Below are 15,992 nucleotides of genomic sequence, written 5' to 3'. Positions count from 1 at the left end.
AATTGCCCTAATAGCCACGCGTGCGATCGACGAGGCCCGGCAATTCCTCGCCGCGCCGGTGACATGCGATGACGTCGAGCACGAAATCGACCGCCGTATCCGGCATGGTCATGCTGGCATTGTGCGGCGTCAGCAGGATGCGCGGGTGGCTCCAGAACGGATGGCCAGCGGGCAGCGGCTCGGGCTCTGTGACATCGAGAACGGCGCCCGATAGCAAGCCGGTATCGAGCGCCGCGAGGAAATCGGCTTCGACGAGCTGCGGACCACGCCCGACACTGACGAGCCCTGCGCCGCGCGGCAGGCGCGCGAACAGATCGGCATTGAGGATGCCCCGGGTCTCTTCGGTCAATGGCAGCAGGCAAATGAGGATGTCGGTCTGCGACAGGAATCTTGGCAAGGTGTCAACACCGACGTAGCAGGTCACGCCCGGGATCTCGCGCGGCGAGCGGTTCCAGCCGAACAGCGGAAAGCCGAATGCCCTGAGCCGTTCGAGCACGGCGTGGCCGAGCTGGCCGAGCCCCATCACGCCGACACCCCGCCGCTTCGCCGGCGTGATCCGGATCTCGCGCCAGACCTGCTCCCTCTGCTGGGCGATGAAGTGCAGGAGATCGCGATGCAGGCCGAGCACCGCCATTGTGACATATTCCACCATGGTCTCGGCAATGCCGGGCTCCAGCATCCGGATGAGCGGAAGGTGCGGCGGAAGCTTCGTGGCGTCGAACTGATCGACACCCGCGCCAACCGAGAAGACCAGCTCGAGATGGGGGAACGTCGTGGCGATATCCTCCGGCGGCACCCACGCCACCAGATAACGAATATCGGCGGGATTGCCGATGTCGGGCCAGAGCCGGAACGGCAGATCGGGCGCGCGCTCGGCAAAGAAGCGCGCCCACTCGGCGCCGCGAACCATGTTGGCCTTGTAGAGAACCGTCATGCCGCCTCAGAACGGGCTGACCGGCGCGAGCCGCCGGCCGTCGATCATGCGCTTGTGGCTGTAAGCCACCGGGTCGACCAGCGGCGTCGAGCCGGTCACGATGTCGGCGGCGAGCTTGCCGGCCGCGGGACCAATGCCGAAGCCGTGACCGGAGAAGCCGGTGGCGAGGAAGAAGCCGGGCAGGGCATCGACCGGCGAGATCACCGGGATTGCGTCGGGCGTGCAGTCGATGGTGCCGCCCCAGGCCTCCGCGATCTCGATGTCCTTCAATTCCGGGTTCGATCGGATCAGCGACGCCAGCGCCGCACTGACCAGCGACATGTCGGGGGCCGGATCGCGCACGCGCTCAGTCTCGAACGGCGACGGCTTGTCAAAGCTCCAGCTGCTGCCGCGCACGAGCTGATCGAAGAACGACTTGCCGAACGACAATTTCAGTCCGTTCTTACGATGCTGATACGTCGGCCAAAAGGCGCGGGCGTACCGGAATAAGTCGGGCGACAGCTCGACCGTGCCGCGGTTGCGCAGCGCCAGCGTAAAGCCGCCGTCGAGACGGCGACGGATGCAGTAGAAGTCGGTGCCGAGCGCGCCGGAGGTGATCTCAGGTCCTGGGGTGGTCCGGCAAGCCGTGGCGTTGACGAGACCGATCGGCAGCTCGATGCCGTGACGGCGGCAGAACAGCGACGACCATGCCCCGCCCGACAGCAGCACCGATTGCGTGCGAATGGTGCCCTTCTCGGTGACGACGGCGCTGACCCGTCCTCCCTGAGTCTCCAGTCCGCGCGCGGCGCAGCCTTGATGGATGGTGACGCCGTGCTTTCGCGCGGCAGTGGCCAGCGCGGGCACGGCCATCGACGGCTCGGCGCGGCCGTCGCTCGGCGTGTGCAGGCCGCCTACCCATTTGTCGGCATTGCCGGGCATGCGTTCAGCGACCTCCGCCGGCGTCAGGATGGTGGAGTGGACCTGCTGCTCGCGCGCGATCGCCGCCCAGCGCTCCCAGCCGGCGAGCTCATCCTTGCTCTTGGTCAGGAACAGCACGCCGGTGCGGCGGAAACCGGCATCGACGCCGGCATCGTTCTGCATGTCCTCCCAAAGCCGCAGCGCCTCACGTGCGAGCGGAATCTCCTCGCGCGCGCGGCCCTGCTGGCGGCACCAGCCCCAATTGCGGCTCGACTGCTCGCCGCCGACATGGCCCTTCTCGACCAGTGCGACGGAAAGGCCCTTCTTCGCCAGGTGATACGCCGCAGATACGCCGATCACGCCGCCGCCGATGACGACAACGTCTGCCTGCGCCGGCAGGCGTTCATCGCTGTTGATACGATTGAGCGGCGGGGACATGGGGCACTCCTGGTATTCAGTTCAAACGGACCTAGGCTCGTCATGGGATGTTCATTCGCGGATCGAGCGCATCGCGCAGGCCGTCGCCAAGGAAATTGAAGCTCGTCACCGCCAGCGTGATGGCGACGCCCGGTACGATCGCGAGCCACGGTGCGCTGGTGAGATAGATCTGCGCGTTGTTGAGCATGTTGCCCCAGCTCGCAGCCGGCGGCTGGATGCCGTAGCCGAGATAGCTGACATAGGATTCGAGCAGGATCGCCTTGGCGACGTTCAGCGTGGCCGCGACCACGATCGGGGCAATTGCGTTGGGCACGAGCTCGCGGAACATGATGCGCAGGTTTGACGAGCCGAAGGCGAGCGCTGCAACGGCGAATTCCCGTTCCCGCAGCGAACGCACCTGGGCCTCGACGACGCGGGCGACGCTCATCCACGCCGTCGCCGCGATCAGCACGGTGGTGGTGACGAGGCCGGGTTCGGTGAGCGCCGCCAGCGCCAGCAGCAGGAAGATGGTCGGGAAGCACAGCACGGCGTCGACCAGCCGCATCAAGACCGCGCCGACCACGCCGCCATAGAACCCGGCGAAGGCGCCGACGACGATGCCGACCGCCATCGCGATCACCATCGCCACGATCCCGATCGAGAGCGAGACGCGGCCGCCCATCATCAAGCGCGCAAGCACGTCGCGGCCGAGCTCGTCGGTGCCGAGGATGTGCGCGCCCGACAGCGGCGGCGCGAACCGCTTCATGATGTCAATATAGGTGTCGTCGAAAGGCAGCAGATAAGGACCGAACGCGGAGCCGAGGACGAGCACCAGAATGATGACGGCGCCGGCGAGCGCCAGCCGATGGCGGCGGAACCGCCGCCACGCGGCTTGACCGGGGGCGAGCTGAACGGTGGAGAGGGTGGCCGTCGTCATCGCCTAGCCCACCCGAATGCGCGGATCGACAACGGCATAGAGGATGTCGGCAAGCAACGAGCCGATCAGCACCATCGTCGCCGAGAACATCAAGACGCCCATCACCACGGGATAGTCGCGATAGCCGATGGAATCGAGGAAGAGGCGCCCCATGCCGGGCCAGGTGAACACGGTCTCGGCCACCAGCGCGCCACCGAGCAGCGTCGGAAACTGGAGGCCGGCGACCGTGATCATCGGCAACAGCGCGTTCCGGAGCGCGTGCACGGTGAGGATGCGCCATTCCGGCATGCCCTTGGCGCGGGCAGTGCGGATGTAATCCTGGTTGATGACCTCGAGCATGGAGGAACGCATGAAGCGGCCCCACATCGCGGTCTCGACCAGCGCCAGCACCAGTGCCGGCGCGATGAGATGATGCAGCAGGTCGAGAAAGGAGCCGTCGCCGACGGTGTGCCGATTGCCGGCCGGCAGCCAGCCGAGCCTCACCGAGAACACGTAGATGGTAACGAGGCCGAACCAGAAGGTCGGGATCGACAGCGCGATCATGGCGCCGACGGTGGCGAGGGTATCGAACAGCGAGTAGCGGCGCAGCGCACCCAGCACGCCGATCCAGCAGCCGAGCAGCACCGCGATGATCGTCGCCGTCGCCATCAGCTCGAGGGTGGCGCCGAGATGCGAGGAGATCACGGACAGCACCGCCTCGCCGTCGCGGTAGGAGCGGCCCCAATCGCCCCACAGCATGCGGCTGAACCAGTCGAGATATTGGATCGGCAGCGGGCGATCGAGACCGAGCTGCTTGCTGACGCGGTCGAGATCCTCCTGCGTCATCTGCGCAGAGGCCGCGAATTGCGAGAGCGGGCCGCCGGGCGCCAGGTGCAGAATGGCAAAGCCGATCGCCGAGACGATCACCAGCAGCATGATCGACTGTGCCAGGCGGTTGACGACGTAACGGGCCACGTCAGGCTGCCCTGCGCACCTGATCCATCAGGCCCAGTACCATTCGCGGATGTTCCAGCAATTGATCGAGGTGTTGACGTTGGGACGGAAGCCTTGCAGCCCCTCCTTCACGCCTTCTGCGATAAAGCCTTGGAACAGCGGCAGGATGGCGAGATCGTCGCGGATCAGCTTTTGCAGGTCGCCATAGGTCGTCTTGCGCTGTGCGATCTCAAACTGCTTGGCGCCGTCGGCGAGGAGTCGATCGGCCTCCGGGCTCTTGTATTGATAGGTGTTGTAGCCTCGCCCGCCCTTGGCGGGAATGGCGCCGGAGCCGAAGCGCGGCGTCACGTCGGGGTCGCTGCCGAGCATGAAGTTTACGGACACCAGCACCGAATTGAATTTCGACTGCTGCCAGAAATCGCCCCAGATCACCGCGGCCGGCATGTTGTTGACGCGCATCGCGGCGCCGATCGCACGCCAGTCCTGGATCAGGAGCTGCTGGGTCTGCTCGCGCACCGCGTTGCCGGATGTCGTCGAATTGGTGAACTCGAGCTTGACGCCGCCCTTCTCGCGCACGCCACTGGTGCCGCGAACCCATCCCGCCGCATCGAGCAGCGCGTTGGACTTGGCGGGATCGTATTTGTGTTGCGGCAGCCCCTGTTGGAATGACCAGGCTTGCTGCGGCACGAAGCTCTCGGTCTGCGTCGGCAGGCCATAATAGAGCGCATCGATGATCGCCTGCTTGTTGATGGCGAGATAGAGCGCCTCGCGCACGGCGCGATCGGCAAAGGGACCGAACTCCAGATTCGGTGCGATATGCTCCACGGAGGACGTCGAGGAGACCACGATCCTGCGGCCCTTCAGCGTCTTCGCCTCCTGCACGAAGTTCGGCAAGATGCCTTGCAGGCCGGTGTAGTCGACTTGGCCGGTGCGGAACTGGGTATAGAGAACGGTGAGATCGGGGATGTATTTGAAGACCACGCGTTCGACGTACGGCCCCTTGCCGTGATAGCCGGTGTGGGCATTGAGCAGGATGTGGTCGCCGGGCACGCGCTCGCCCCAGCGGAACGGCCCGGTGCCGACAGGCGCATTGTGGAACGCCGAGGCGTTCGGATCGGACACCTTCTCCAGGATGTGCTTGGGCACGATGAAGGTCAGCGATCCCAGGATTGACATGTAGGGCGAGTAAGGCGCTTCCATTCGCCAGTGGATCTCGTCGGGCGCGACGACCTTGATGTCCTTGACCAGGCTATGGCCGACGCGGCTGCGGGCGCGAAAATCGGGACTGTTGATCAGTTCGAGCGAGAACTTGACGTCGTCGGCCGTGAACAGCGTGCCGTCATGCCACTTCACGTCGCTGCGCAGCTTGATTTTCCAAGTCAGGCCGTCGGGCGACAGGCCGCCATTCTCGATGGTCGGAACTTCGCGTGCGAGGTCAGGAACGAAATTGCCGGCGGGATCGATGAACCAGAGCAGCGAGAACACCTGCCACCAGATGCCCTGATCGACCTCGATGCCAGGCATCAGCGGGTGAAAGACGGTCGGCTCCTGCGACAGCGCTGCGATCACCTGCCCGCGCGGTTTGTCCGGCGGATTGGTCGGGCGCTCAACTTGCGCAAAAGCGTTGCCCGCAAGAGTCCATCCTGCCGCGGCGCCGGCCCCAAGCTGGAAGAGCTGGCGGCGATTCGGAATGCCGAGATGCACTGCTCCAACGCCGAACTTGGCGGTGCCGTCTGCCATGGCCACTCTCCATTGTCGCACGCGGCACCGTCTCCCGCGCCCCTAGACCCCGGCGGAGGGACAGGAGTGGGCTTTAGTGCTTCTAAATTTTTCAGCCAAAATTTCATCATGACTAAATACAGCTGTCAATCGCATTGCTAGTATGCGCGACCTTTTCACTCCGACTAAAGCTCGATCCGATGCGGTCCGGGGCTGAGATGATGCATGGGGAGAGCGACATGGATGATCGCGGCGATACGAACGGTCCGAAGGACGTCCCGACGATCCAGGTCGACGATGCGGTCGACCAGCGCCTCGGCGAGTCCGTGCGGCTGCTACGTCAGCGCGCCGGACTTTCGATCCAGGACGTCGCCAACAAGACCGGCCTCTCCACCGGCATGATCAGCCAGCTCGAACGTGCGCGGGCCATGCCGTCGATCCGCACGCTGCGTCTGCTCAGCATCGCACTCGACGTTCCCATTTCGTATTTCTTCGAGAGCAGCGATCCGGCCGACGTACAGCGCTACATCGTGCGCAAGAATAACCGGCGGCTGCTGCGGCTCACCGCCAGCGGCGTCGTCAAGGAAGCGCTCACGCCTGACGGCAAGGCCCAGCTCGAACTCTACGAGCTCACGCTCAATCCCGGCGCCTCCTCCGGCACCGACTTCCTGCAACACAACGGCGAGAAGGCCGGCTATATCCTCTCGGGGAGCCTGCGGCTGTGGCTGGACAACCAGGCCCATCTGCTGGAGGCCGGCGACAGCTTTCGCTTTCCGAGCATCGTGCCGCACATGTTCGACAACCCGACCCAGCAGGTGGCGCGCGCGATCTGGGTCACGACGCTGCGCCAGACCGATCCGCCGGCGGGATGACACGCGGCTTCCATTGCTGGTGACACGGACCGCCGCGCCTGGCTTCGTCGCGCTCTAGCTGATCCGGCGCCGCAGCGTGGCCGACGGCGACTCGCCGAATTTTTCGCGGTAGGCGCCGGCCATGCGGCCGAGATGGGTGAAGCCGAGGTCGAAGGCGATCTCGGTGATGGAGGCATCGGGCGCGGCATGCGCGAGCCGGACGTGAAGGCTGGCGAGGCGCATGTCGAGCAGCATCTGCGAGATCGACAGGCCGAAGTGACGGCGGAAGCCGAGCTGGAGCGCGCGGATGCCGATGCCGGACGCGCAGGCGAGCTGCGCGAGGTCGAGCGGTTCGCCGGCATTATCCGCGAGATGGTCCCGCGCAACGCGCAGCGCACGCGGCAGACGCTCGGCCTGGCCCGAAAACGTCCTGATCGCATCCGACAGGCCATGCCGCTGGCCATTGAGGAGGTGATCGAGCAGAACCTCGCGCCAATCGGCCATCGCGACCGCTGACAGCCTGCCGGCGGGACCGAAACGTTCGGCGAGCGTGATCAGCTCGGCAAGGCTGGCTCGCAACGCCCGCCCGGACGGCGCGTCGAGGTCGATCACAGGATCGAACTCCATCGTGCTGGCTGCCCTGCCCGACAGTGCCGCGGCGCGCTGCTCGACCAAACGGCGGTCGAGCAACAGGATCGCTTGGGCGCAGTCGGCCCAAATCATCCGCGTCGGGATCGTCGGCGACAGCAGTGACGCGGTCCGGTCAGGCGCCGCGTCGAGCTCACAGATGCCGGCCCGAATGCTGGCGCTGCCCGTGAGCGGGACCTGCACCAGGAAGAAGCGCTCGAGACAGCCCGGATCGATGCTGACCGATCCGCCATAGGCGACATAGTTGATGGAAAAGCCGTCGAACGCCGCGCAATTGTGCCGGGCGGAGAAGCCGGCGGCGCGTGCACACATCGGCTTGAGATCGTGCGGACAGAAGATGCGCCCAATCTGCTCGGCCGCTTCATCGACGTCATCGGTGGTAACGCGGGCGAAATCCGCAAGCCGTTCGGCTGCGGATGGTCTCGCGCTCATTTCCAGCACGGCTGCGGACATCGTCGACCACGCTTCGCGTCACGGAATTGCTTTAAGCCTATAATAGTTCCCCAGAGGCGAAAAGGGCCGCATCCGCAAAATCGTCGTGCTGCACGGCAATAGCCGCGTGCAGATTCGTTTGGCGGATAGACAGGCGGCCACGAGCGGCCGAAGCTCCATCCCCGCCGGAATCCATGAGGAGGCGCGCATGACTGCACTCGAAAAGGGCATTACCGCAAACGGCACGGGCTATGGCGGCAAGAGCTGGAACATCCTTGGTCAAGTCTATTTCCCCAAAGCCGTCACCGACTCCACCTTCGCATTCGAGACCAACAGCGATCCCGGCCAGTTCGTGCCGGTGCACATCCATCCGACTCAGGACGAGTTCATCCTGGTGCAGGAAGGCACGCTCGACCTCAAGCTCGACGGCCAATGGGTCAAGGCCCACGCCGGCGATCTCGTGCGCATGCCGCGCGGCATCCCGCACGGCTATTTCAACAAGTCCGACAAGCCCTGCCGCGCGTTGTTCTGGGTCTCGCCGATGCAGAAGCTGGAGGCGCTCTTCAACCGGTTGCACAATCTGACCGACCCTGCCGAAGTGGTGCGTATCTCGGCGCTGCACGAGGTGGACTTCCTGCCGCCCGAGGCCAACGACTAGGCGTCCGCGTCCCATCCACGTTCATCAGCTTGCAGCTCCGACGGCCGCGCCTTGCGGCCGATCGTTGCCGCTTGCGCGCGAAACACATTGGTTGCGAGCAATCCCATGGTCAGCCCCAAGCATGTCTGCGTGATCGGCGCCGGTGTCTCCGGCCTGGCCGCCGCAAAGGCGTTCTCCATCCGCGGTCACCGCGTCACCATCATCGAACGCAGCGGCGATCTCGGCGGCGTCTGGGAGCCGGCGCGCTCCTATCCCGAAGTGCAGACGCAGAGCCCGAAGGAGCTCTACCGCTACACCGACCGCGCCATGCCGGACGCCTATCCGGAATGGCCGACCGGGCCACAGGTCCACGCCTATCTCGTCGATTACGCGAGGAGCTTTGGCCTCGACCGCATGCTGCGCCTCAACACGGCGGTCGCCGGCATGGCGCGCCGTGCCGACGGCAAGCCCGGCTGGACACTCGCGCTCAGCGGCAAGAATGGCATGACAACGAACGAGGACTTCGATTTCGTCGCTGTCTGCACCGGCCAGTTCAACGAGCCGCGCGAGCTGCATTGCCCCGGCGAGGACGGCTTTCTGGCCCAGGGCGGCCAGATCCTGCATTCGTCGAAATACAACGATGCCGCCCTGGCAAAGGGGCGCCGCGTCGTCGTGCTCGGCGGCTCGAAGTCGGCGACCGACATCGCCGTGAACGCGGTAAACGCAGGCGCGCGCGAGGTGACGATCGTGATGCGCGAGCCGGTCTGGCGCATTCCCTATTTCATCGGCGGTCTCGTCAACTTCAAGCGCATCCTCTACATCCGCGTGCAGGAGGAGATGTTTCCCGGCTGGGGCATCAGCACGATGGCCCGGCTCGCCCACCGACTCGCCGCGCCGCTGGTGTGGGCGAACTGGCGCGGGCTGGAGAGCCTGTTGAAGGCGCAGCTCAAGCTCAGTCGGTGCAACATGGTGCCGAAGGAGCGGATCGAGGACGGCGTCAACTGCTCGGTGCCGATCGCAACGCCAGGCTTCTATCCGATGGTCGCCGACGGCCGCATCAAGGCGGTGTTCGGCACGTTCGATCATTTTGACGGCGACAGCATCGTAATGAGCGGTGGCGAGCGCGTTCCAGCCGATATCACCGTGCTCGCGATCGGCTACAAGCTCGGCGTGCCGTTCCTGCCCGCGGCCTATCAGCAGAAACTGGTCGATGCCGACGGGCAGTACCGGCTCTATCGCCTGATCGCCAACCCCGACCTGCCCGAGCTCGGCTTCGTTGGCTTCAACTCGTCGTTCTGCACGGTACTCTGCGCCGATCTCGCCGCCAACTGGCTGGTGCGCTATGCCGACGGCCAGCTCGCCAACCAGCCGACGGCGCAAGCCATGCATGCCAACATCGAGATGATGCTGCACTTCAAGCGTGTCGAACGGCCGGCCGCGGGCGTCTATGGCGGCCTCTGCGTCGCACCCTATCACTACCGTCATTTCGACGAGCTGATGGCCGACATCGGCGCGAAGAACCAGAAGTGCGGCGGGCTCAAAGGGCGTTTCCTGCCGCCGGACGCCGATGCCTATGCCAAGTTCCTGGCCACGGCGCCGGATTATCGCGTGGCGTAAGAGGACGGATCGGGGCTGAGCGAGATTTGCTCGCCAGCCCGCGCGTCCGATGCTTACGATCTTCCTGGCCAACGAATCGACAGGAACCGGCCATGGAGTTCAGACGTCTTGCCGCCGGAGCGCTTGCGGCGCTCGCCTTCCTTGTCACGGCACCCGCCAGCGGACAGCAGGGCACGCTCACGTCCCGGCAATCCGAGGCGCTCGCCGCCTACCAGCGGGCGCTGGCCGACTTCAAATCGATCCTGGCCGAGCGGCGGCGCCAGATCGAGGCGAAGCAGCCGCTGCCGAGCCTGCCGGGCCAGCCGCTGTACCTGGCGCGCATCGCCGTCATCAGCACCTACAAGGATCTCACCGACGCCATTCCGTCCAGAATCGGAAAGCCCAACAAGTTCGAAATTCCCCCGGCCTATTTCGATGCAGATATCGAGCCGCTGATCGACGAATATTCGAGGCTATTCGACATCATGGAGGCACCGCCCGCCGGAGCGCAAAACTCGCCGACGCCGTTCAAGGACGTCGCCGATCTCGCCTTCGCGATCGCGCGCGCCAAGGGGCTTGCACCTGAACACGCGGAAGTCGCGGGGCGCATCAGCCTCGGCCTGTTCTTCGCCGAGACCAACGGCAAGCAGAATGTCCGCAATGCGCGCTCGAACACCTATATGGGCAGCTTCCAGACCGGCCCCTCCGAGGACCGCAACGGCCGCAGGAAATGGGAAGCCCTCAAGGGGGCAATCGCGGCGATCGATCCCGAACTGAGCGCGCGCGACGACAAGGAGGAGGCGCGCACCCGCGGCACCGATCAGCGCTTCAATCACTGGACCAATGTGCGCAACGGCGTGATGAACGCGCATGCCGATCTGTTCCGGGATATCCCCGGGATCGTGAAGACGCTGCCCGACCCGATCGACCAGATGAAGCTGTTCGAGCTGATCCAGATCGTGCCCACCCCGACCAGATCCGCGCTCAAGTCGGGGGATCTCCTGAATTACCGGGTGTCCAGTCCAACGGTCATGAAGCACCTGCGCAACAACAGCATCTTCGCGTTCGGACAGGCCGATCGATCGCGAAGCTCGGCCAGCTTCCGGGAGATTCTCGCTGCGATGTGGCTGTTCAACCGCAAGTTCGAGCGGGCCATGGGGAAATATGCCGAGATCAGGGTGCGCTGAGGGTTCGGCGCACTACAACGTGGAGAACCATCATATTCCGTCCGGATCGGCGCATCCTTCAGGCCGTTGTTGTCATAGGGCTTGCGCAGCGTGCCGTTCGTCGCGGCCTCATGACAAACCTGTCAAAGGGCATGCCACCGTTTGCAGCGCAAGGCCTTTGACTGCCATGGCTATGGTGTTCCACGGCGGGGCATTTGTTGGTAGCCTGCCGCACCGACAGACAGCAATCGGGGGGCCACCGAATGACGCGCGCGAATCCCGCATCTCCCGCACGACGTAACGAAGGGTGGAGACATGTCGCGCGGGCCTTGGCAACGGCAAGCGCCGTTGTGCTGCTCGCCGGCTGCGAGGACAAGAACACGTTCGTGGCCCCACCGCCGCCCAAGGTGGACGTGGCAACGCCCGTGCAGCGCGCCGTAACGCGCTATATCGAGGCGACCGGCAACACCGCCCCGATCAAGAGCGTCGATCTCGTCGCGCGCGTGCAAGGTTTTCTGCAATCGATCGACTATCAAGACGGCACCTTCGTCAAGCAGGGCACCCAGCTCTTCACCATCGAGCCGGAGACCTACAAGCTCAAGCTCGAGCAGGCGCAGGCGGCCGAAGCCGGCGCGCAGGCCTCGCTCCGGCAGGCGGAAGCCGACTACAAGCGGCAAGCCGAGCTGGTGCAGCGCCAGGCGGTGTCACAGGCGACACTCGACACCTCAACGTCCAACCGCGACAACGCGCAGGCCAGTCTCCAGCAGGCGCAGGCCAACACCCGAATTGCCGAGGTCAATTACGGCTACACCAAGGTGACCGCGCCGTTCGACGGCGTCGTCAGCGCCCACATGGTCTCGATCGGCGAGCTCGTCGGCGTGTCCTCCCCGACCCAGCTCGCCACCATCGTCGCGATGGACCCGATCTACGTGAACTTCACCGTCAACGAGCAGGACGTACTGCGCATCCGCGCCGAGGCGGCTCGCCGGGGACTGACGCCGGCCGACCTCAAGCAATTTCCGATCCAGCTCGGCCTCCAGACCGAGACCGGCTATCCGCATGAAGGCCATCTCGACTACGTCTCGCCGACCCTCAACCAATCGACGGGCACGCTGGCGGTGCGCGGCCTCGTCCCCAATGACAAGCGGGTGCTATTGCCCGGCTATTTCGTCCGCGTTCGCGTGCCCTTCGATCAGGAGAAGACCGCGCTGCTCGTTCCCGACACCGCGCTCGGGAGCGACCAGGGTGGCCGCTATCTGCTGGTGGTCAACAGCGACAACGTCGTCGAGCAGCGCAAGGTGCAGATCGGTCCCGTCGACAATGGCCTACGCGTGATCGAGAGCGGCCTGAAGCCGGAGGACCGCGTGGTCATCGCAGGGTTGCTGCGGGTGATTCCGGGTCAGAAGATCGACCCGCAAACAACGAAGATCGAGCAGCCGCAGGCGTCTGCCAAGTAATATCTGCCAAGTAAGTTCTGCAAGTGAGGGGTCGCCAGCCATGATCTCAAAGTTCTTCATCGAGCGGCCGGTCCTCTCGAACGTAATCGCGCTTCTGATGATCCTGATCGGCGGCGTCGCGCTGTTCAACCTCGCGATTGCGCAATATCCCGACGTGGTGCCGCCGACGGTGCAGGTCACCACCCGCTATCCCGGCGCCAGCGCCAAGACCGTGATCGACACCGTGGCGCTGCCGATCGAGCAGCAGGTCAACGGCGTCGAGGACATGCTCTACATGCAGTCCTACAGCGGCTCCGACGGCACTTATACGCTGACTGTCACATTCAAGATCGGCACTGACCTCAATTTCGCGCAGGTGCTGGTGCAGAACCGCGTCTCCAGCGCGCTGTCGCAACTGCCGCAGGCGGTGCAGAACCAGGGCGTCACCGTGCAGAAGCGGTCGACCTCGATCCTGCTGTTCGTGACCCTGACCTCGCCCGACGCGAAGTACGACAGCCTGTATTTGAGCAACTACGCCACCATCAACATTCGCGACGAGCTCTCGCGCCTGCCCGGCGTCGGCAACGTCACGGTGTTTGGCGCAGGCCAATATTCGATGCGAGTCTGGCTCGATCCGAACAAGCTGCAGGTCCGTGGCCTCGTGCCGCAGGACGTCATCCAGGCGATCCAGCAGCAGAGCCAGCAGGTCTCCGCCGGCCAGGTCGGCGCGCCGCCGACGCCGCCGGGCCAAGCGTTCCAATACACACTCAACGTCAATGGCCGGCTCGACGACACCAGCCAGTTCGAGAATATCATCGTCAAGACGGGCAGCAGCGGCGACGTCACGCGCGTGCGCGACGTCGGCTGGGTCGAATTGGGCGCGCAGACCTATAGCCAGATCTTCTCGCTCAACAAGCAGCCGGCAGTCGGCATCGGCGTATTCCAGTCGCCCGGCGCCAACGCGCTCCAGGTCGAGCAGGCGGTCGAGAAGAAGATGGCGGAACTCGCCAAGCGCTTCCCGGAAGGCATCAAGTACGACACGCCGTTCGACACCACCAAGTTCGTGGAGGCCTCGGTGCACGAGGTCTATATGACGCTGATCGAGGCCGGCTTGCTCGTGCTGGTCGTGATCCTGGTTTTCTTGCAGGATTGGCGCGCGATGCTGGTTCCGGCGACCACCGTGCCGGTGACCATCATCGGCGCATTCGCTGCGATGGCGGCGCTCGGCTTCACCATCAACATGTCGACGCTGTTTGCGACCGTGCTCGCGATCGGCATCGTCGTCGACGACGCCATCGTCGTGGTCGAAGGCGCCGCCCACAACATCGAGCAGGGCATGAACGGCCACGACGCCGCGATCAAGGCGATGGATCAACTGTTCGCGCCGATCGTCGGCATCACCCTGGTGCTGATCTCGGTGTTTCTGCCGGCCTCGTTCCTCGCGGGGCTGACCGGGCGCATCTATTCGCAATTCGCGCTGGTGATCGCCGCGACCGCTCTTCTATCCGCCATCAACGCGGCGACGCTGAAGCCGACGCAGTGTGCGCTCTGGCTGCGGCCGGCGGTGCCGCCGGAACAGCGCAATTTCTTCTACCGCGGCTTCAATGCCGTCTATAACAGGCTCGAACGCGGCTACACCCGCTTGATCGGCTTCCTGGTCAGACACGCCACTGTCTCGGTCGCGGTAGCGCTGGTCCTGATCGGGATCGGCGGCTATGGCCTGTCGCGGGTGCCGACCGGCTTCCTGCCGATCGAGGACCAGGGCTATCTGATCGCGGCCGTGCAGCTGCCCGACGGCGCCGCCCTGGAGCGGACCCAAGCCGTGCTCGACAGAGCCAGCGAGCTGATCAAGGACACGCCCGGCGTCCAGCAGGTCATCACCATCGCCGGCATCTCCGCGCTCGACAACAGCGCCAGCCTCGCCAATACCGGCGTCGCCTACATCATCCTGAAGGATTGGGAGGCGCGCAAAGGACCCGGAGAGGATTTGCGCTCGCTGGTGTACGGGCTCAACGACAAGCTCGCGACTATCATGGAGGCGCGCACCATCGTCTTGCCGCCGCCGCCGATCCAGGGCATCGGCAATGCCGCCGGCTTCTCGATGCAGGTCGAGCTGCGCGACGGCAATAGCGATTTCGCCAAGCTGCAAGCGATCACCGGAGCGATGGTCAGTAACGGCCAGAGTCAGAGCGCGCTGCAGCGCGTGCAGTCCTCTTTCCGCTCCTCGGTGCCGCAATTCAACGTCGAGATCGACCGCGTCAAGACCCAGACGCTGCATGTGACCACCGATCAGGTGTTCTCGGCGCTATCGACCTATCTGGGGTCGTCCTACGTCAACCAGTTCAACAAGTTCGGCCGCGTGTTCCAGGTCTACACCCAGGCCGATCCGGCCTTCCGTGTCACCGAGCGCGACATCGCCAACATGCAGGTCCGCAACTCGAACGGCGACATGATCCCGATCGGCACCGTCGCCAAGATCACGGCGGCCACCGGTCCGTCGCTGATCAGCCTCTACAATCTCTATCCGTCCTCGACCGTGATCGGCCTGCCGGCGCAGGGCTATTCCTCCGGGCAGTCGCTGAAGCTGATGGAGGAGATCGCGGATAAGACGCTGCCGCCGGGCACCGGCTATGAATGGACCGCGATGTCCTACCAGGAGAAGGCGGTCTCTAACCAGATCTACTGGGTGTTCGGCCTCGCCATGCTGCTGGTCTATCTCGTGCTCGCCGGGCAGTATGAGAGCTGGTACGCGCCGATCTCCGTGATCCTCGCCGTGCCGCTGTCGCTGCTCGGGCCGATGCTGATCCTCAGCGGGCTCAAGATCGACAACAACCTCTATTGCCAAATCGGGCTGATCCTGCTGATCGCGCTCTCGGCCAAGAACGCGATCCTGATCGTCGAGGTCGGGCTCGAGCTGCACGGCCGCGACGGCAAGCCGATCCTGGACTCCGCGATCGAGGCCGCGCGCGCCCGCTTCCGTCCGATCCTGATGACGTCGTTCGCCTTCATCCTTGGGGTGGTGCCGCTAGTGCTGGCCACCGGTGCCGGCGCCAGCGCGCGCAAGTCCATCGGCATCACCGTGTTCTCGGGCATGCTGGCCTCGACCTGCCTCGCGGTGTTGTTCGTGCCGGCCTTCTTCGTGGTGGTGCAGCGCTTCGAGAACTGGCGGGCGTCGAAGAAGGTGGTGAAGGTGAAAGCGGCGGCGGAGGTGAAGCCTTAAGCGCCGTTGGGTGCACCGGCGAGGCTCCGGGCTCGCTGCGACCTCTCCCGCTTGCGGGAGAGGTCGACGCGCGGAGCGCGGCGGGTGAGCGCTCTCTCCTCTTGGGGAGTGTCCCGATGAGGAGACACCCTCTCCCCGACCCTCTCCCGCAAGCGGGAGAGGGAGCGCA

At 64.9% G+C, this 15,992-nt stretch carries 12 protein-coding genes and 1 pseudogene; 6 read left to right on the top strand and 7 right to left on the bottom strand.

Annotation, left to right across the window (positions count from 1 at the left end):
* Positions 1–7 precede the first annotated feature (7 nt).
* The 5 genes from IVA78_RS15265 to IVA78_RS15245 are packed head-to-tail and all read right to left on the bottom strand — an operon-like array spanning position 8 to position 5,858.
* Positions 8–934 carry a glyoxylate/hydroxypyruvate reductase A gene (locus tag IVA78_RS15265; protein WP_247278383.1) on the bottom strand — a complete coding sequence of 309 codons (927 nt, stop codon included), beginning with the start codon at positions 932–934 and terminating at the stop codon, positions 8–10.
* Positions 935–940: 6 nt separating this feature from the next.
* Complete coding sequence (locus IVA78_RS15260; protein WP_247466168.1) at positions 941–2,269, bottom strand: FAD-binding oxidoreductase; 1,329 nt, start codon at positions 2,267–2,269, stop codon at positions 941–943.
* A gap of 40 nt (positions 2,270–2,309) precedes the next feature.
* The gene (locus IVA78_RS15255) at positions 2,310–3,185 is read right to left on the bottom strand and encodes an ABC transporter permease (protein WP_247278381.1); all 876 of its coding nucleotides are present in this window, start codon (positions 3,183–3,185) and stop codon (positions 2,310–2,312) included.
* A 3-nt stretch (positions 3,186–3,188) separates the two neighbouring features.
* On the bottom strand, positions 3,189–4,139 hold the full coding sequence (locus IVA78_RS15250; protein ID WP_247278380.1) for an ABC transporter permease: 951 nt from the start codon (positions 4,137–4,139) through the stop codon (positions 3,189–3,191).
* A 27-nt stretch (positions 4,140–4,166) separates the two neighbouring features.
* The gene (locus tag IVA78_RS15245) at positions 4,167–5,858 is read right to left on the bottom strand and encodes a peptide ABC transporter substrate-binding protein (RefSeq protein WP_247466165.1); all 1,692 of its coding nucleotides are present in this window, start codon (positions 5,856–5,858) and stop codon (positions 4,167–4,169) included.
* Between the two features lie 218 nt (positions 5,859–6,076).
* Between IVA78_RS15245 and IVA78_RS15240 the strand changes: the two genes are divergently transcribed.
* On the top strand, positions 6,077–6,709 hold the full coding sequence (locus tag IVA78_RS15240; protein WP_247466162.1) for a cupin domain-containing protein: 633 nt from the start codon (positions 6,077–6,079) through the stop codon (positions 6,707–6,709).
* A 54-nt stretch (positions 6,710–6,763) separates the two neighbouring features.
* On the opposite strand, the gene IVA78_RS15235 is transcribed toward IVA78_RS15240, so the two are convergent.
* Positions 6,764–7,789 carry an AraC family transcriptional regulator gene (locus tag IVA78_RS15235; RefSeq protein WP_247466159.1) on the bottom strand — a complete coding sequence of 342 codons (1,026 nt, stop codon included), beginning with the start codon at positions 7,787–7,789 and terminating at the stop codon, positions 6,764–6,766.
* A gap of 187 nt (positions 7,790–7,976) precedes the next feature.
* Here IVA78_RS15235 and IVA78_RS15230 point away from each other — a divergent pair, with 187 nt between their 5' ends.
* From IVA78_RS15230 to IVA78_RS15220, 3 genes are all read left to right on the top strand, one after another.
* Positions 7,977–8,426 (top strand): cupin domain-containing protein, encoded by a 450-nt coding sequence (locus tag IVA78_RS15230; protein ID WP_247278376.1) that lies wholly within the window; start codon positions 7,977–7,979, stop codon positions 8,424–8,426.
* A gap of 105 nt (positions 8,427–8,531) precedes the next feature.
* The gene (locus tag IVA78_RS15225; protein ID WP_247466156.1) at positions 8,532–10,022 is read left to right on the top strand and encodes an NAD(P)/FAD-dependent oxidoreductase; all 1,491 of its coding nucleotides are present in this window, start codon (positions 8,532–8,534) and stop codon (positions 10,020–10,022) included.
* Between the two features lie 92 nt (positions 10,023–10,114).
* Entirely contained in the window at positions 10,115–11,188 is a 1,074-nt protein-coding gene (locus IVA78_RS15220; protein WP_247466153.1) for a hypothetical protein, read from the top strand.
* A gap of 35 nt (positions 11,189–11,223) precedes the next feature.
* On the opposite strand, the pseudogene IVA78_RS34580 reads toward IVA78_RS15220, so the two are convergent.
* Positions 11,224–11,301: pseudogene (locus tag IVA78_RS34580) on the bottom strand (amino acid ABC transporter substrate-binding protein); the annotation flags it as partial.
* A gap of 129 nt (positions 11,302–11,430) precedes the next feature.
* On the opposite strand from IVA78_RS34580, the gene IVA78_RS15215 reads away from it, so the two are divergent.
* Together IVA78_RS15215 and IVA78_RS15210 are read left to right on the top strand one after the other, a co-directional pair.
* Entirely contained in the window at positions 11,431–12,624 is a 1,194-nt protein-coding gene (locus IVA78_RS15215; protein ID WP_247466151.1) for an efflux RND transporter periplasmic adaptor subunit, read from the top strand.
* A gap of 40 nt (positions 12,625–12,664) precedes the next feature.
* Positions 12,665–15,823 (top strand): multidrug efflux RND transporter permease subunit, encoded by a 3,159-nt coding sequence (locus tag IVA78_RS15210; protein WP_247466148.1) that lies wholly within the window; start codon positions 12,665–12,667, stop codon positions 15,821–15,823.
* Positions 15,824–15,992 lie beyond the last annotated feature (169 nt).

The organism is Bradyrhizobium sp. 137, from assembly GCF_023074095.1.
In the GTDB taxonomy this organism is placed as follows: domain Bacteria; phylum Pseudomonadota; class Alphaproteobacteria; order Rhizobiales; family Xanthobacteraceae; genus Bradyrhizobium.
Note: the sequence above shows the minus strand (reverse complement) of the source record. Positions and strands in the feature narration are given on the sequence as shown.